The sequence below is a fragment of the Aeromonas sp. Lyrl_2 genome, assembly GCF_051948815.1.
GTDB lineage: Bacteria > Pseudomonadota > Gammaproteobacteria > Enterobacterales > Aeromonadaceae > Aeromonas > Aeromonas veronii.
On record NZ_JAYJLJ010000011.1, the window covers coordinates 1 to 15088 of the forward strand.

General features: G+C 56.5%; 12 protein-coding genes. 5 read left to right on the plus strand and 7 right to left on the minus strand.

Translation table 11 applies throughout. From position 1 onward, the window contains the following. Window positions 1-187: 187 nt before the first annotated feature. Window positions 188-1024, plus strand: coding sequence for a tRNA cyclic N6-threonylcarbamoyladenosine(37) synthase TcdA (tcdA, locus tag VF684_RS11185; protein WP_139442086.1), 837 nt, complete (start codon window positions 188-190; stop codon window positions 1022-1024). 21 nt (window positions 1025-1045) lie between these two features. On the opposite strand, the gene VF684_RS11190 is transcribed toward tcdA, so the two are convergent. Both VF684_RS11190 and VF684_RS11195 read right to left on the minus strand, forming a co-directional pair. Further along, entirely contained in the window at window positions 1046-1480 is a 435-nt protein-coding gene (locus VF684_RS11190) for a SufE family protein (protein WP_162516051.1), read from the minus strand. 13 nt (window positions 1481-1493) lie between these two features. Next, on the minus strand, window positions 1494-2714 hold the full coding sequence (locus VF684_RS11195; protein ID WP_139442088.1) for an aminotransferase class V-fold PLP-dependent enzyme: 1221 nt from the start codon (window positions 2712-2714) through the stop codon (window positions 1494-1496). A 181-nt stretch (window positions 2715-2895) separates the two neighbouring features. On the opposite strand from VF684_RS11195, the gene rep reads away from it, so the two are divergent. After that, window positions 2896-4908 (plus strand): DNA helicase Rep, encoded by a 2013-nt coding sequence (rep, locus tag VF684_RS11200; RefSeq protein ID WP_139442089.1) that lies wholly within the window; start codon window positions 2896-2898, stop codon window positions 4906-4908. Window positions 4909-4910: 2 nt separating this feature from the next. On the opposite strand, the gene VF684_RS11205 is transcribed toward rep, so the two are convergent. The 5 genes from VF684_RS11205 to VF684_RS11225 all read right to left on the minus strand — a co-directional run bounded on the left by VF684_RS11205 (window position 4911) and on the right by VF684_RS11225 (window position 10959). Then, window positions 4911-7187 carry a putative bifunctional diguanylate cyclase/phosphodiesterase gene (locus tag VF684_RS11205; protein WP_139442090.1) on the minus strand — a complete coding sequence of 759 codons (2277 nt, stop codon included), beginning with the start codon at window positions 7185-7187 and terminating at the stop codon, window positions 4911-4913. Window positions 7188-7271: 84 nt separating this feature from the next. Further along, complete coding sequence (locus VF684_RS11210; RefSeq protein WP_019444987.1) at window positions 7272-7727, minus strand: c-type cytochrome; 456 nt, start codon at window positions 7725-7727, stop codon at window positions 7272-7274. A gap of 197 nt (window positions 7728-7924) precedes the next feature. Next, window positions 7925-8953: an L-threonine 3-dehydrogenase gene (gene tdh / locus VF684_RS11215; RefSeq protein WP_005340852.1), complete on the minus strand. Its 1029-nt coding sequence runs from the start codon at window positions 8951-8953 to the stop codon at window positions 7925-7927. A 55-nt stretch (window positions 8954-9008) separates the two neighbouring features. Beyond that, entirely contained in the window at window positions 9009-10199 is a 1191-nt protein-coding gene (locus VF684_RS11220; RefSeq protein WP_005342487.1) for a glycine C-acetyltransferase, read from the minus strand. Between the two features lie 115 nt (window positions 10200-10314). Next, entirely contained in the window at window positions 10315-10959 is a 645-nt protein-coding gene (locus VF684_RS11225) for a TetR/AcrR family transcriptional regulator (RefSeq protein ID WP_005340848.1), read from the minus strand. 158 nt (window positions 10960-11117) lie between these two features. On the opposite strand from VF684_RS11225, the gene rfaD reads away from it, so the two are divergent. From rfaD to VF684_RS11240, 3 genes are all read left to right on the plus strand, one after another. Beyond that, window positions 11118-12077: an ADP-glyceromanno-heptose 6-epimerase gene (gene rfaD / locus VF684_RS11230; RefSeq protein WP_040095010.1), complete on the plus strand. Its 960-nt coding sequence runs from the start codon at window positions 11118-11120 to the stop codon at window positions 12075-12077. Window positions 12078-12141: 64 nt separating this feature from the next. Next, window positions 12142-13323, plus strand: a complete 1182-nt coding sequence (locus VF684_RS11235) for a glycosyltransferase (RefSeq protein ID WP_021230710.1) — start codon at window positions 12142-12144, stop codon at window positions 13321-13323. Then, window positions 13320-15086, plus strand: coding sequence for a polysaccharide deacetylase family protein (locus VF684_RS11240; RefSeq protein WP_107683281.1), 1767 nt, complete (start codon window positions 13320-13322; stop codon window positions 15084-15086). Before VF684_RS11235 ends, VF684_RS11240 begins: the two co-directional genes overlap by 4 nt. The last annotated feature ends 2 nt before the right edge of the window (window positions 15087-15088 follow it).

Genomic DNA, 15088 nt, shown 5'->3' on the forward strand with positions numbered 1-15088 from the left:
ACAAGGAACCCCGCTCATCGAGCGGGGTTTTTTATTGCCTGTAATTCAGAAAATAGTCTGATAATTGACCTTTTATTCTCTCTTCTCTGCCGTTTTCCCTGTTTTTCCTTCCCGATTTTCTCCGGTTCTGCCATCGCGGCTGGCGGTGGTTGTCGCTATAATGGCCGCCCTCAAGCAAGGTGGTGGTATGAAAGCAGAATATCTACAGCGATTCGGGGGCATTGCCCGTCTTTATGGTCAGAACGCCCTGCGTTCCTTTAGCCAGGCTAAGGTCTGTGTGGTGGGGATCGGCGGCGTGGGCTCCTGGGCGGCCGAGGCGCTGGCCCGCGCCGGTATCAACCAGATCACCCTGATCGACATGGATGATATCTGCATCACCAACACCAATCGCCAGATCCACGCTATGCAGGGCACAGTCGGTCGCCTCAAGACCGAGGTGATGGCCGAGCGTATTTGCGCCATCAATCCGGATTGCAACGTGATCGAGGTGGATGATTTCGTCACCGCCGACAACTTGGCCAAACATATCAAGCGAGAGTTTGACTATGTGGTGGATGCCATCGATTCGATCAAGGCCAAGGTGGCGCTGATTGCCTTCTGCAAGCGCAACAAGATCCCGGTGATTGTCGCGGGTGGTGCTGGCGGGCAGATGGACCCGACCCAAATCACCGTAGCCGATCTGGCCAAGACCATTCAGGACCCGTTGGCCGCCAAGGTGCGCTCCGACCTGCGCCGGTTGCACAACTTCAGCAAGAATCCGGCGCGCAAATTCGGGGTGGAGTGTGTCTTCTCAACCGAGCAGCTGAGCTATCCGGATGGCAATGGTGGTACCTGTCAGGCCAAGGCAGCCAGCGATGGCACCATGAAGATGGATTGCGCCTCCGGCTTTGGCGCTGTGACGCCGGTGACGGCAACCTTTGGGCTGGTTGCCGCGTCCCGGGTATTGAAGAAGATTGCCGAGCGGGGGGCCCGTGCCGAGAAAGAGGCCGGGAATGAAGAAGTAGGGTCGATTGGCGAAGCCTAATCGACCTCTGCACAAAGCGGATTAGACTGCCTGCTCCCGGATCGCCAGCACGATCGCTCTGAGCCCGTTACCTCGTGACGGGCTCAAGTGTTTCTCAAGTCCCAGTTCGCTGAAATAGTCTTCCATATCAAAAGCCTGGATCGCCGCAGACGATTGGTGGTTGAGTGCCGCCAGCACGATGACGATAAGGCCCCGCACGATGCGAGCATCGGAATCACAGGCAAAGTGCCAGCAGCCATCCTCGCTTTGTTCTCCCTTCAGCCAAGCCTGGCTTTCACACCCCTTGAGGCGAAACTCCTCCTGCTGCCATTCGCCGGGTAGCACGGGTAACAGCTTGCCGAGCTGGATGATGAGCCGGTACTGGTTCTCCCAGCCGTGGGCTGCGGCAAACTGCTGGCGGATGGTGTCGGCGTTGGGCTCAAGGCCAATCTGGGTATAGCTTGCGAGGTCACTCATTCGGTTGTCTGCCTTAGAAGAAGTCACTGAGTTTGTGCAGGGCGGCCAGCAGGGCGTCGACATCGTCCCGATTGTTGTAGCAGGCCAGCGAGGCGCGCATGGTGCCGCCGATCCCGAGCGATTCCATCAACGGCATGGCGCAGTGATGGCCGACTCGCAGGGCGATCCCCTGCATGTCGAGCAGGGTAGCAGCATCTTGCGGGTGGATGTCGTCGAGCAAGAAAGAGACAGCACCGACGCGTTGGCCGGGTTCACCGATTAGACGCAACCCCGGCACCTGTTGCAGGCCTGCGACCAGATAGTCGGTCAGCGCTTGCTCATGCTGGGCAAGCCATTGCCGATCTTGCCCCATCACAAAGTCGATAGCGGCGGCGAGGCCGATAGCGCCAGCGATATGGGGGGTGCCCGCCTCGAATTTGAAAGGCAGGGTATTGAAGGTGGTGCCGCTGAAACTGACCCGATCGATCATCTCGCCACCGGCTTGCCAGGGCGGCATCCGCTCCAATAGCTCGGTGCGGCCCCACAACACACCGATGCCGGTCGGGCCATAGAGCTTGTGGCCGGAGAAGGCGTAGAAGTCGCAACCGATGGCTTGCACATCGACGTCGAGATGAACCACCGCCTGAGCACCGTCGATCAGGGTCAGAGCGCCGACTACCTTGGCGGCAGCCACTATCTCTTTGACTGGATTGACTGTACCGAGGGCATTGGAGACGTGGGCCACGCTCACCAGCCGGGTGCGTGCTCCCAGCATGGCGTGATAGGCGGCCAGATCGAGATCGCCCCGCTTATCGAGTGGGATAACCCGGATCACCGCGCCGGTACGCTGGGCGACCAGCTGCCACGGGACGATATTGGCGTGGTGCTCCAGCGTGCTGAGGATGATTTCGTCCCCTGTCTTGAGTTCGTTCATCCCCCAGCTCTGGGCTACCAGATTGATCGCTTCTGTGGTACCACGGGTCCAGATAACTTCGTGGCTGCGGGGCGCATTGATAAAGCGGGCGACCGTTTCGCGGGCGGCCTCGAAGGCACGGGTCGCGCGGCCACTCAGGGTGTGGGCGGCACGGTGCACGTTGGCGTTGTCGATCCGATAGTAGTGAGCGATGGCATCCAGTACCGCTTGCGGTTTCTGGGTGGTGGCGGCGTTGTCCAGATAGACCAGAGGATGGCCGTTTACCTCCTGCGTCAAGGCCGGAAACTGGCTGCGCAGTTGGTCGTGCTGTTGCTGATTCATGCTCCCCTCATCATCTGGAAAAAGTCATCATCTCGAAAGGTCGGCCATGATCCTGAAAATAGCGCCCGAACACAAGGCGCGATAAGCCCGATTGGCGGTTGCCTGCCGTGCAGCAGGTACGGCTCGTCGGGTGATTTCTGGTACAATGCCGCCCCTCATCATAAGCCAAGAGATCCGGCCCATGAAGCTCAACCCCAATCAGAACGAAGCGGTCAAGTATGTCTCCGGCCCTTGCCTGGTGCTGGCGGGTGCCGGATCGGGCAAGACCCGCGTCATCACCAACAAGATTGCCTATCTGGTGCAGCAGTGCGGCTACAGTGCGCGCAACATCGCTGCGGTCACCTTTACCAACAAGGCGGCGCGGGAGATGAAGGAGCGGGTCGGCCAGACCCTGGGTCGCAAGGAGGCGCGGGGGCTGATGGTCTCCACCTTCCATACCCTGGGTCTCGATATCATTCGTCAGGAGCACAAGAGCCTGAATCTCAAGGCGAACTTCTCCCTGTTCGATGACACCGACCAGCTGGCGCTGCTGAAAGAGTTGACTGAAGACGAGCTCGACAACGACAAGGACAAGCTCTCGGCCCTTATCAGCCAAATCTCCAACTGGAAGAACGACCTTATCCTGCCAGCCCGCGCCATGCGCATCGCCCGTGGGCCGGAAGAGGTGTTGATGGCCCAGCTCTACGAACGTTATCACCGCCAGATGGTGGCCTATAACGCGCTGGATTTTGACGACCTCATCGTGATGCCGACCCTGCTGCTCAAGAGCAATCAGGAGGTACGCGAGCGCTGGCAGAACAAGATCCGCTATCTGCTGGTCGATGAGTATCAGGACACCAACACCAGCCAATACGAGCTGGTGAAGCAGATCGTCGGCGAGCGGGCCCGTTTTACTGTGGTGGGGGACGACGACCAGTCCATCTACTCCTGGCGCGGTGCCAAGCCACAGAATCTGGTGCTGCTGAGCGAAGATTTCCCCAGCCTCAAGCTGATCAAGCTGGAGCAGAACTACCGCTCCAAGCGGCGTATCCTCAAGTGCGCCAACATCCTGATCGCCAACAATCCCCACGTCTATGACAAGGCGCTCTTCTCCGAGCTGGATGAGGGGGTGAAGCTCAAGGTGCTGTTCGCCAAGAACGAGGAGCACGAAGCGGAGCGGATCGCCGCCGAGATGATGGGCCACAAGTTTATGAACCGCACCCGGTTCAAGGATTACGCCATCCTCTATCGGGGCAACCATCAGTCGCGCATCTTCGAGAAGGCGTTGATGACCAACCGGATTCCTTACCGTATCTCGGGCGGTACCTCGTTTTTCTCCCGCACCGAGATCAAGGACATCATGGCCTACCTCAAGCTGCTGGTGAATCCGGATGAGGACACCGCCTTCCTGCGGGTGGTCAACCTGCCGCGCCGCGAGATTGGCCCCACCACCCTCGAAAAACTGGGTCAGTATGCCAACCAGCGCGGCAAGAGTCTGTTTGCTGCCAGCTTCGAGCTGGGGCTCGAGCAGCACCTCTCCGGCCGCGGCCTCGTGGCCCTGCAGGCATTTACCAATTGGCTGGTACGCCTTGGCGATCAGGCGCTGCGTGGCAATCCGGTGGAGGCGGTGCGGGACATGATCAAGGAGATCCACTACGAAGAGTGGCTCTACGAGACCTCACCCAGCCCGAAAGCGGCCGAGATGCGGATGCAGAACGTCTCCACTCTCTATCGCTGGATCACCGAGATGCTGGAAGGAGATGAGCTGGAAGAGTCGATGACGTTGGCACAGGTGGTCACTCGCCTCACCTTGCGCGACATGATGGAGCGCAACGAAGGGGAGGATGATGCGGATCAGGTGCAGTTAATGACCCTGCATGCCTCCAAGGGGTTGGAGTTCCCCTATGTCTACATGGTGGGGATGGAAGAGGGCTTGCTGCCCCACCAGACCAGCATCGATGAAGATAACGTTGAGGAGGAGCGGCGGCTCGCCTATGTGGGCATTACTCGAGCCCAGACCGAGCTGACCTTTACCCTCTGCAAGGAGCGGCGTCAGTACGGCGAGTCGGTACGGCCAGAGCCGAGCCGCTTCCTGCTGGAGCTGCCGCAGGATGACCTTGAATGGGAAAACCAGAAGAAGGTGACTGCCGAGGAGCGCCAGCAGAAGGGGCAGGTCGGTGTTGCCAACCTGCGGGCGTTGTTCAAGAAGGATTAACCCTAAGGATTGGCCGGGGTCAGTAGCGGCACTATGTCTGCTCCCGGCATCGGTGGAGAGATATAGCGCCCTTGCCCCATCCGGCAGCCGATATCAATCAGCTTCTGCAATTGCTGCTGGTTCTCGATCCCCTCGACGACCAGGGTGTAATCGAGATCCTGACAGATATCCCGCATGGCGCGGATCAGCGCCAAATCTTTGGGCGATTGCAGCATCCTCTGGGTAAAGCTGTCATCCACCTTGATGTAATCCACCGGGAAGTGGAACAAGGCGTTGAGGGAGGAGAAGCCGGTGCCGAAATCATCGAGGCTGATCTGGATACCCTTGGCCCTCAGGTCATGCAGGGATGCCAGCGCATCGGAATCTTGCCGCGACAGCTCCCGCTCGTTGAATTCAAAAATCAGATAGCCGGGGGCGACCCCTTCCTCTTCGATGATTCCCATTAGGCGCATGATGTGGTCATGGTTGACCAGATGCTTGCCCGACAGATTGATGGCGACCTTGAACTTGCTCTGCCCGGAGATTGGCAGCCAGTTCTTCAGTTGCTGACAGGTGTGACGCAGGATCTGGTAATCCAGCTCCAGAATCAGGCCGCACTGCTCCGCCAGCGGAATAAAGTCAAACGCATCCTTCAGAATCCCCTCCTCGGTCAGCCAGCGCGCCATCACCTCCAGTCCGGTCAGGCGGCTATCCTGCAGCCGGATCACCGGCTGGAAGTAGGGGACAATACGCCCCTCCCGCAGGGCTCTGGCCAGCATCTCTTCCGGCGAATTCCAGTTCTGGTTGATGCAATCATCCGAGTAGCTGACGATGCGACTGCGACCATTGCGTTTGGCCTGATACATGGCCAGATCGGCCTGATGGAGCAGCTGGCTGATATCTGAGGTTTGCTCGGATACGCTCGATACCCCAAGGCTGACGGTAATGCTCAGCTCGTTGCCGAGTAGCCGGAACGGGTAGGAGAGACGGCTGATAATGCGGTTGAGCACCGGGCTGATGTCATCGTCGCTCTTGCTGCTGTCCAGATAGATGACAAACTCGTCACCCCCCAGTCTGGCCACCAGATCGTTTTGCCGGATGCAGGTCTGCAGGCGGCGGCTCACCTCCTTGAGCAGCTGATCGCCAGCGCTGTGGCCGAGGGTGTCATTGATCTGCTTGAAGTGATCCACATCGATAAAAATCACCGCGAATCCCGGCGATTTGTAGCGGTTGTAGTGGGTCATGGCGTGGTTGAGGTGGTTCATCAACAGCGCGCGGTTGGGCAGCTGGGTCAGCGGGTCGTGAAGCGCATCGAATTGCAGCCGCCGTTCCAGCTCCTGATGCTGCTTGAGCTGCTTTTGCAGCCTGAGGTTGGTCTGACGCAGCTGTTGCAGCCGCTGGTTGATGGAGTCTTCGGTATTGATGTCGTTGAGCTGCTGGCGGATCCGTCTCAGCTCCAGCAGCAGGGTGAGCTGGCCACGCAGGAAGTCTAGAAACAGCTTGTCGTCGGTCTCCAGCGGTTGAGCCGTGCTGATGATGAAGTGGGCGAAGTACTGTTGTTGCAGCCGCAGCGGCATGCTGTGCCAGTAGCGGGACTCCCTGTTCACCTCGAGATTGCTGGTGCTATGGCACAAGCCGCTGATGAACTCATCTCCCTGATGGGGATGGGCGGGGTAGATCTTTTCCAGCTTCTGACTGGTTAGCCTGACCAGCAACATGTCCTCGATGGTGAGCATCTGACGCAGTACCGCTTCCAGTTGGGAGAAGAGCGCCTGGGCCGGCAGGGTATTGGCGAGCCGCATGATGCGGCTGATGCTCTCGATTTTCTTTTTCCAGTTCGGGTCTTTGCGGATCAGCGGTGAAGGGAGCTCGGTGAGATGGGATCCCGCCTGGGTTTCGGTCAGCCGTTTGGCCAGACACTCCAGCAGCAGACGCAGGGTCGGCAGGTCGGCTGGTGTGCCACGCGCCAGCAACCACTGTATCTGGCCATGCTCGATGGGGAAGACGCACCACCCTTCGGCTTCATCTAGCTGGGTGAGTTGATCGGTGATGCGGGACTGCTCACGGCCCAGCTGTTGCTTGAAGATGTCGCTGACCTTGTAGGCGTAAAGCCAGTTCAGACCGGTATCGGAGAGGCCCAGCATGCCGAAATGTTGCAGCGGGCAGAGTTGGTCAATCTGCTGGATCAGGGCATCGTAATCGTCAGACGTGGCGGTTTGTGGCGCCGGGAAGTCCATAATGGCAGAGACCAACGCCAACAGAGGAGTTGAGTAGTGGGGTTCGATGGATTGGGACGACATGTGCAACTCCCGATATGTCTACCTTACAAGAGTAGTCGGAAGCCGATAGATTGAAAGGGCCGCAATTGCGGCCCTTTCAAATACTTACAGCTTGTCGATCATGTAGTGGATGGCGTTTTCAATCTCTTCATCACTACAGTTCGCACAGGTGCCGCGCGGAGGCATCATGCCGGACTTGCCGGTAAAGCCTTCAATGGCATGTTTCTTGAGAGTATCAATGCCCTGGGCGATGCGAGGATCCCAGGCTGCCTTGTCACCCCGTTTGGGGGCACCGGCGGCACCGGTGTCGTGACAGGCGAAGCAGGCGCCCTTGTATACCGTTTCGCCATCGCGGGGACCGGAAGAGGCGGCTGCCGCCGGAGCAGCACTCGCGCCGGCAATACCTTCCAGATCCTTGGCGGTATAGACCTGACCGATTGGTTTGATCCGCTCGGCAATGGCTTCCGGTGACATCTCATCGGCAGCAAGCACTGCCCCAGACAAGCTGGCGGCCGTCATCCCGACAGCCAGCAAATAGCTCAGTTTTTTCAACACGCTCATATACTCCCAGCAGTCTTTTATTATCCATGTAAACGACGGGATTATAACCGAATAGTTACAGCCATTTAAACGCTTGTGTGTGAAGTGTTAAACACTCTGCGTACAAAGTTTTGGGCGATATCACGGCAATTCTGGTGGTGGAGATAAAAAGAAACCCGGCATTCGCCGGGTTTCGAGTAACCAAGGGGTGAAACGGCCTATTTATCCCAGCTCAGGATCACCTTGCCGGAGTGGCCGGAGCGCATCGCATCGAACCCCTGCTGGAATTCGTCGATGTGGAATCTGTGGGTGATGATGGGGGAGAGATCCAGCCCGGACTGGATCAGGCTGGCCATTTTGTACCAGGTCTCGAACATCTCGCGGCCATAGATCCCTTTGATAAACAGCCCCTTGAAGATCACCTTGTTCCAGTCGATGGCCATGGTGGAGGGGGGAATGCCGAGCATGGCGATCTTGCCGCCGTGGTTCATCTTGTCGAGCATCTCCTGGAAGGCGCTCGGGACGCCGGACATCTCCAGCCCCACGTCAAACCCTTCGGTCATGCCCAGCTCGCTCATTACGTCGGCCAGCTTCTCCTTGGCCACGTTGACCGCGCGGGTGGCGCCCATCTTGCGGGCCAGCTCCAGCCGGTATTCGTTGACGTCGGTGATCACCACGTGGCGCGCACCCACATGGCGGCAGACGGCGGCTGCCATGATGCCGATGGGGCCTGCCCCGGTGATGAGCACATCTTCACCCACCAGATCGAAGGAGAGGGCGGTGTGCACCGCATTGCCGAACGGGTCGAAGATGGCGGCCAGCTCGTCCGGGATGTTGTCCGGCAGCTTGAAGGCGTTGAATGCGGGAATCACCAGATACTCGGCAAAGGCGCCCGGGCGGTTGACGCCAACACCAATGGTGTTGCGGCAGAGGTGAGTGCGGCCAGCGCGGCAGTTACGGCAGTGACCGCAGGTGATATGCCCTTCACCGGAGACCCGATCGCCGATGGCGAAGCCGCGCACCTCCTGACCGATGGCGACCACTTCGCCGACATATTCGTGGCCGACCACCATGGGTACCGGAATGGTCTTCTGGGACCACTCGTCCCAGTTGTAGATGTGGATATCGGTGCCGCAGATGGCGGTTTTGCGGATCTTGATCAGCAGGTCGTTGTGGCCGAGCTCGGGGGCCGGTACATCCGTCATCCAGATGCCGACCTCTTTGTGCAGTTTGGAGAGTGCTTTCATGGCTGTTCCTTCAATATGAATGCAGAAAAAAGGGGCTGCAGCCCCTTGATTCAAATCAGATAACGCCGAGTTCACGGCCGATGCGGATAAAGGCGTCGATCGCCTTGTCCAGCTGCTCGCGGGTGTGAGCGGCAGACATCTGGGTGCGAATGCGCGCCTGGCCCTTGGGCACGACCGGGAAGGAGAAGCCCACCACATAGATGCCAGCTGCCAGCATGCGGCTTGCCATTTCGGAGGCCAGTTTGGCATCCCCCAGCATCACCGGAATGATGGCGTGGTCGGCGCCAGCCAGAGTGAAGCCAGCGGCGCTCATCCGCTCGCGGAAGTAACGGCTGTTCTCTTTCAGGCGGGCGCGCAGGTCGTGACCCTCGGCCAGCATGTCGATCACCTTGATGGTGGCGGCAACGATGGAGGGGGCCAGCGAGTTGGAGAAGAGGTAAGGGCGGGAGCGCTGACGCAGCCAGTCGATCACCTCTTTCTTGCCGGAGGTATAGCCGCCGGATGCGCCGCCGAGCGCCTTGCCCAGGGTGCCGGTGATGATGTCGACCCGATCCATCACGCCGCAATATTCGTGGGTGCCACGACCATTCTCGCCGATAAAGCCGACGGCGTGGGAGTCATCCACCATCACCAGCGCATCGTATTTGTCTGCCAGATCGCAGATGGATTTGAGGTCGGCGATGACGCCATCCATGGAGAAGACACCGTCGGTGGCGATCAGCTTGAAGCGGGCGCCATCGGCGTCAGCCTGCTTGAGCTGGGCTTCCAGCTCGGCCATATCGTTGTTGGCGTAGCGATAACGCTTGGCCTTACACAGTCGCACGCCGTCGATGATGGAAGCGTGGTTGAGGGCATCGGAGATGATGGCATCTTCGGCGCCGAACAGGGTTTCAAAAAGACCGCCATTGGCATCGAAACAGGAGGAGTAGAGGATGGTATCTTCGGTGCCGAGGAAGGCAGACATCTTCTGCTCCAGCGCTTTGTGCTGATCCTGGGTGCCACAGATGAAGCGCACCGAGGCCATGCCGAAGCCGTGGCTGTCGAGCCCCTGATGGGCGGCAGCGATCAGATCCGGGTGGTTGGCCAATCCCAGATAGTTGTTGGCACAGAAGTTCAGTACCTGCTCACCGCCGACGGCGATGCTGGCCTGTTGGGCGGAGGTGATGATGCGCTCCTGCTTGTACAACCCTTCAGCTTGCACCTGGTTCAGTTGCTCGGTCAGGTGACGATAGAATCCGTTAGACATCCTCGATCCTTATTGGCTATTTCAGCTGCGTATCAACAGAGGGCGACATTTTACTGCAATCTGTTGCGGTGAATTCAAATGATTGTGCTGATATTTAACAAATGTGAAACAGATCTCACCCAGCTGGTTGGGCCAGCTGACGGTAGTGTTGCTCCAGCTGCTGGATCTGTCCGGCTACCTGGGGCTGCACATAGGGGCGCAGCAGGAACAGCACCTTCAACACGCCCTGATAGAGCAGCGGTTTGGTGATGCGGGTGTTGGGGGCCTGGGCAATCTGGAACGGGATCCAGCAGGTCACCACCATCTTGATGGTCTGGCCCAGATCCGGCAGGTCTTCATCGCTGACATCGATAATGCCCCCTTCGCGCAGGCTCCGGAGCAGCGCGACCACGGAAGAACGCATCTGCTCCTGGGCCTTGAGGTACTTCTGTTGCAGCGGTTCGTCGCGGCTCAGGATGTCCGGCAGATTGGCGTAGAAGAAGCGGAATTGCCACATCAGATAGAAGATGGCATCGAGATAGCCCATCAGATCCTGCAGGGTGATTTCACGGTTGCGGGTCGGCACGAAGCTCTCGCTAAGGTGACGGGCATACTGGTCGAAGATGGAGTGGATGATGTCTTCTTTATTGCGGAAGTGGTAGTAGAGGTTGCCCGGGCTGATACCCATGTGCGCCGCAATGTGGTTGGTGGTGATGTTGCGTTCACCCTGATCGTTGAACAGCTCGGTCGCGCTGTGAATGATCCTGTCTCTGGTTTTCATCACTCATTCCTCCAACAGGTTCCGCTCGGGGCAGTTTTGAACAAGGTCGAATCCCCGGACGGCCCGTGATAAACTTTTCGGCAATTTCAAATTGGCTCACTATACACAGCTTTAACAAGCAGTCACATGTAGCCATCAACGTACGAGAGGCAAACTCCATGATCGTAGTAACTGGCGGTGCTGGCTTTATCGGCAGCAATCTGGTCAAGCAGCTGAACGCTCAAGGACGGACCGATATCGTGGTCATTGATGACCTGACCGACGGCACCAAGTTCGTCAACCTGGTCGATCTGACCATCGCTGACTACATGGACAAAGACGAGTTTCAGGCGCGCATCGTCTCCGGCGACGAGTTTGAAGAGTGGGACAACGGCATCGAGGTGATCTTCCACGAAGGTGCCTGCTCTGCCACCACCGAGTGGAACGGCAAGTTCATCATGGAGGTCAACTACGAGTACTCCAAGGATCTGTTCCACTACTGCATCGAGCGCGAAATTCCGTTTATCTACGCCTCTTCTGCCGCGACCTACGGTGGCCGCAACGACAATTTCATCGAAGATCCCAAGTTCGAACAGCCGCTCAACGTCTACGGCTACTCCAAGCAGCTGTTTGACCAGTACGTGCGCCGCTGGATGCCGGAGATCAACTCTCAGGTTGTTGGCCTCAAGTACTTCAACGTCTACGGCCCGCGCGAACAGCACAAAGGCTCCATGGCTTCCGTCGCCTTCCACCTCAATACCCAGGTGAAGAAGGGCGAGAATCCCAAGCTGTTCGAAGGTTGCGATGGCTTCCCGAACGGTGGCCAGATGCGTGACTTCATCTATATTGACGATGTCTGCAAGGTAAACCTCTGGTTCTGGCAGAACCCGCAGCACTCCGGCATCTTCAACTGTGGTACCGGCCGTGCCGAGCCGTTCCAGAACGTGGCCGAAGCGGTGATCAAGCATCATCAGAAGGGTTCCATCGAGTACATTCCCTTCCCGGATCACCTCAAGGGTCGCTACCAGAGCTTCACCCAGGCTGACATGACCAAGCTGCGCAGCGTGGGTTATGACGCCGAGTTCAAAACCGTTGCCGAAGGGGTAGCGGATTACATGGCCTGGCTCAACCGGGCTTAATTATTCGCTCTTGCGGAATGGCCGCCAATCAGGCGGCTTTTTCATTATTTTCTATGTGGTAAGCATGAAGAAAAAAGTTTTATTTATAATGGAAACATTGGGCGGAGGAGGCGCCGAAAAGGTCCTTATTGAAACGCTTAAGCGTTTGGATTTTAGTAAGTACGCTATAACTTTGCTTTTATTGAGGCGTGAGGGTGTATATTTATCTCAGGTTCCCCAAAATGTAACAGTAAAATTTCTGTTGCCGACCGAACCATCGGAGTGGTTTCAGCGGAAAATTTTATTTTCTATTAAAAAACGTTGGTGGAATTTTGTTGTCAATACCAAATGGTTGGCCAGTGTCATATTTAGCGAACGATATGATGTCGGTGTGGCATTTTTGGAAGGGAATAGCTCTCTGTTGTTATCGCACCTGAATTCTGTTGTTCGAAAGATAGCATGGGTCCATATAGACTTGTTGTGCCATCAAATTCTTTCCAGAAAAGTTGAGCGTACCGTTTATAAAAAAATGGATAACATTGTCTGTGTCTCTAAAGGTGCACAGAATGCATTGTTGAAATTGTATCCTGAAGTAAAACCATATACTCAAGTAGTGTATAATCCTGTTGATATAGAAGGCATAATGCGGAAAAGTCATGAGCCTATTACGAGTGAGGGGAAAATAAAAGTTATTGCTATTGGACGGCTATGCAATGCCCAAAAAGGATTCGACATCTTACTGGCTGCTCATAAAATAAATATTGATGCAGGGGTTAAATATCACCTTACTATTTTGGGAGAAGGTGATGATAGAGCTGGGTTAGAGTCATTTATCAATATTAATAATATTGGTGATAGTGCTAAATTACTTGGATTCAAGGAAAATCCATATCCATATCTTGCTGATGGCGATCTATTCGTTATGTCCTCACATTATGAGGGTTACCCAGTTGTACTCGTAGAAGCAATGGCGTTGGGGAAGGCCATTGTATCGACAGATTGTACTGGGCCTAATGAAGCTCTCGATGGCGGGAAATATGGTGTTCTCGTTCCTGTCGGGGATGCAAATGCGCTTGCATTGGCAATACGAAAAATGATTGATAATCAAAAAATGCTATCAACATATAGTTCCTTATCGAAGGAGCGAGCCAAGATTTTCAATCTCCGAGAGAGTATGAGGCAGATCGAGCAATTATTAGATGGGGAGAGCAAACATCCTTCCAGTTGCTCTCTTCATTCGAGTCTTGTTAACGGAGGTCTAGGGTGAATATATTGATGGCACTCTCCCAGCTCGAGGTAACGGGAGCTGAGGTCTATGCCACCACGGTCGGTAACGAACTGACCCGGCGTGGTCACAACGTTTTTTACGTTTCAGATACCCTGACCAAGCCGACTCTTGGTCTTGTCTTCAAGCTTCGATTCAACAAGCGCAGCATTCTGCGCCGCTTCTGGCACGTCTTCTACCTTATCTATCTCATTAAGAAGCACCATATCCAGTTGGTACATGCTCATTCCCGCGCCTCCGGCTGGAGCAGCTATGTGGCCTGCAAGCTGACTGGCACCCCGATGATCACCACGGTACATGGTCGTCAGCCGGTACACGCATCCCGCAAAGCCTTTCATGCCCTCGGCTATCGGGCGGTTGCCGTTTGTGAGGATATTGCCCATCAGATTGTCGACAATCTGGGGGTCGATCCTGCGAGCGTACAGGTGCTGCGAAACGGTATCGAGACCGACAAGTTTCAGCCTGTGCCGGCGCCGGACAACCCAAAGCCGGTGATCGCCATCATAGGTCGCCTGAGCGGCCCCAAGGGGGAGCTTTGCTACCGCCTGCTCGACGAAGTACTCGATCTGGATGCCTGCAAGGTACGGATTGTCAGCGGTACCCGCGTGCCCGAGCGTTTTGCCCGTTTTCAGGATCGTGCCGAGTTTGTCGGTTATGTCGATGATGTGCCTGCTCTGCTGGCGGGGTGTGATCTGGTGATCGGTGCCGGTCGGGTGGCGATGGAAGCGCTGCTCTGCGGCCGGCCCGCCTTTGCCATTGGCGAAGCCAAGGCCATCGGTCTGGTGACTGAACAGAATCTGGATGAAGCGCTGGCCAGCAACTTCGGCGATATCGGTCCCAAGGATCTGGCCATCGATTTTGCTGCCCTGAAGGGCGAAATCGAATCCGCCCTCGCAAGCAAGGTGGTGCCGGAAGCCATTCGCCAACGCATTCAGGATGAGTATGGCTTGCAGGGGGTAGTATCTGGCCTCGAAACCATCTATCAGGATGCCGTAGTCGAAACACTGCGCCGCGAGATGCCGGTCATCATGTACCACCGTTTTATCGAGCAGGATAGCGAGAAAGGAGTGCATGGCACCTGGATGCCGATCGCCATGTTCGAGAAGCATCTGCGATTGATGAAGTGGCTAGGCTACGAAACCCTGACGTTCCGCGATTTGGCGGACAAAGGCTTTATCCACCGTCTGCAATACGGCAAGAAGTACCTGATGATCACTGCCGATGACGGCTATCAGGACAACCTGACCCGCATGCTGCCGCTGCTGGAAAAATATGGTTATAAAGCCGTGGTGTACGTGGTTACCGGTGAAGGCTATAACCGTTGGGATGTGGAGCATCCGACCAATCCGGATACCAAGGTTTCATTGATGAGTGGTGAGCAGGTCAAGGTGCTGGCTGCCTGCGGTCATGTGGAAATTGGTGGTCATACTCTGACTCACCCCCGTTTGAGCAAGCTCACACCCGAACAACAAGCCCATGAAATTCAGGAGAATAAACGCCAACTGGAGGCCCTGCTTGGCCATCCGTTGCTCTCGTTTGCCTACCCTTACGGAGATATGAACGAGAGTGCCAAGGAGCAGGCTATCGCCGCCGGGTATCGTTTTGCCGTCGCTACCAATAGCGGCCCCAAAGCAATGCACCAGGACCCTTTCCAGATCCGCCGGATCGCCATCTTTCCCCGCACAGATGTGTTTGGGTTATGGCGCAAAATTCGCGGAAATTATGTCTTCAGGAAATCAAAGTGATA

Bases quoted from the DNA above. Each gene is read 5' to 3' on its own strand.
- tdh (WP_005340852.1), bottom strand. From the start codon at position 8,953: ATGAAAGCACTCTCCAAACTGCACAAAGAGGTCGGCATCTGGATGACG.
- VF684_RS11225 (WP_005340848.1), bottom strand. From the start codon at position 10,959: ATGAAAACCAGAGACAGGATCATTCACAGCGCGACCGAGCTGTTCAAC.
- VF684_RS11190 (WP_162516051.1), bottom strand. From the start codon at position 1,480: ATGAGTGACCTCGCAAGCTATACCCAGATTGGCCTTGAGCCCAACGCC.
- VF684_RS11220 (WP_005342487.1), bottom strand. From the start codon at position 10,199: ATGTCTAACGGATTCTATCGTCACCTGACCGAGCAACTGAACCAGGTG.
- VF684_RS11205 (WP_139442090.1), bottom strand. From the start codon at position 7,187: ATGTCGTCCCAATCCATCGAACCCCACTACTCAACTCCTCTGTTGGCG.
- VF684_RS11210 (WP_019444987.1), bottom strand. From the start codon at position 7,727: ATGAGCGTGTTGAAAAAACTGAGCTATTTGCTGGCTGTCGGGATGACG.
- VF684_RS11195 (WP_139442088.1), bottom strand. From the start codon at position 2,714: ATGAATCAGCAACAGCACGACCAACTGCGCAGCCAGTTTCCGGCCTTG.
- rfaD (WP_040095010.1), top strand. From the start codon at position 11,118: ATGATCGTAGTAACTGGCGGTGCTGGCTTTATCGGCAGCAATCTGGTC.
- rep (WP_139442089.1), top strand. From the start codon at position 2,896: ATGAAGCTCAACCCCAATCAGAACGAAGCGGTCAAGTATGTCTCCGGC.
- VF684_RS11235 (WP_021230710.1), top strand. From the start codon at position 12,142: ATGAAGAAAAAAGTTTTATTTATAATGGAAACATTGGGCGGAGGAGGC.
- tcdA (WP_139442086.1), top strand. From the start codon at position 188: ATGAAAGCAGAATATCTACAGCGATTCGGGGGCATTGCCCGTCTTTAT.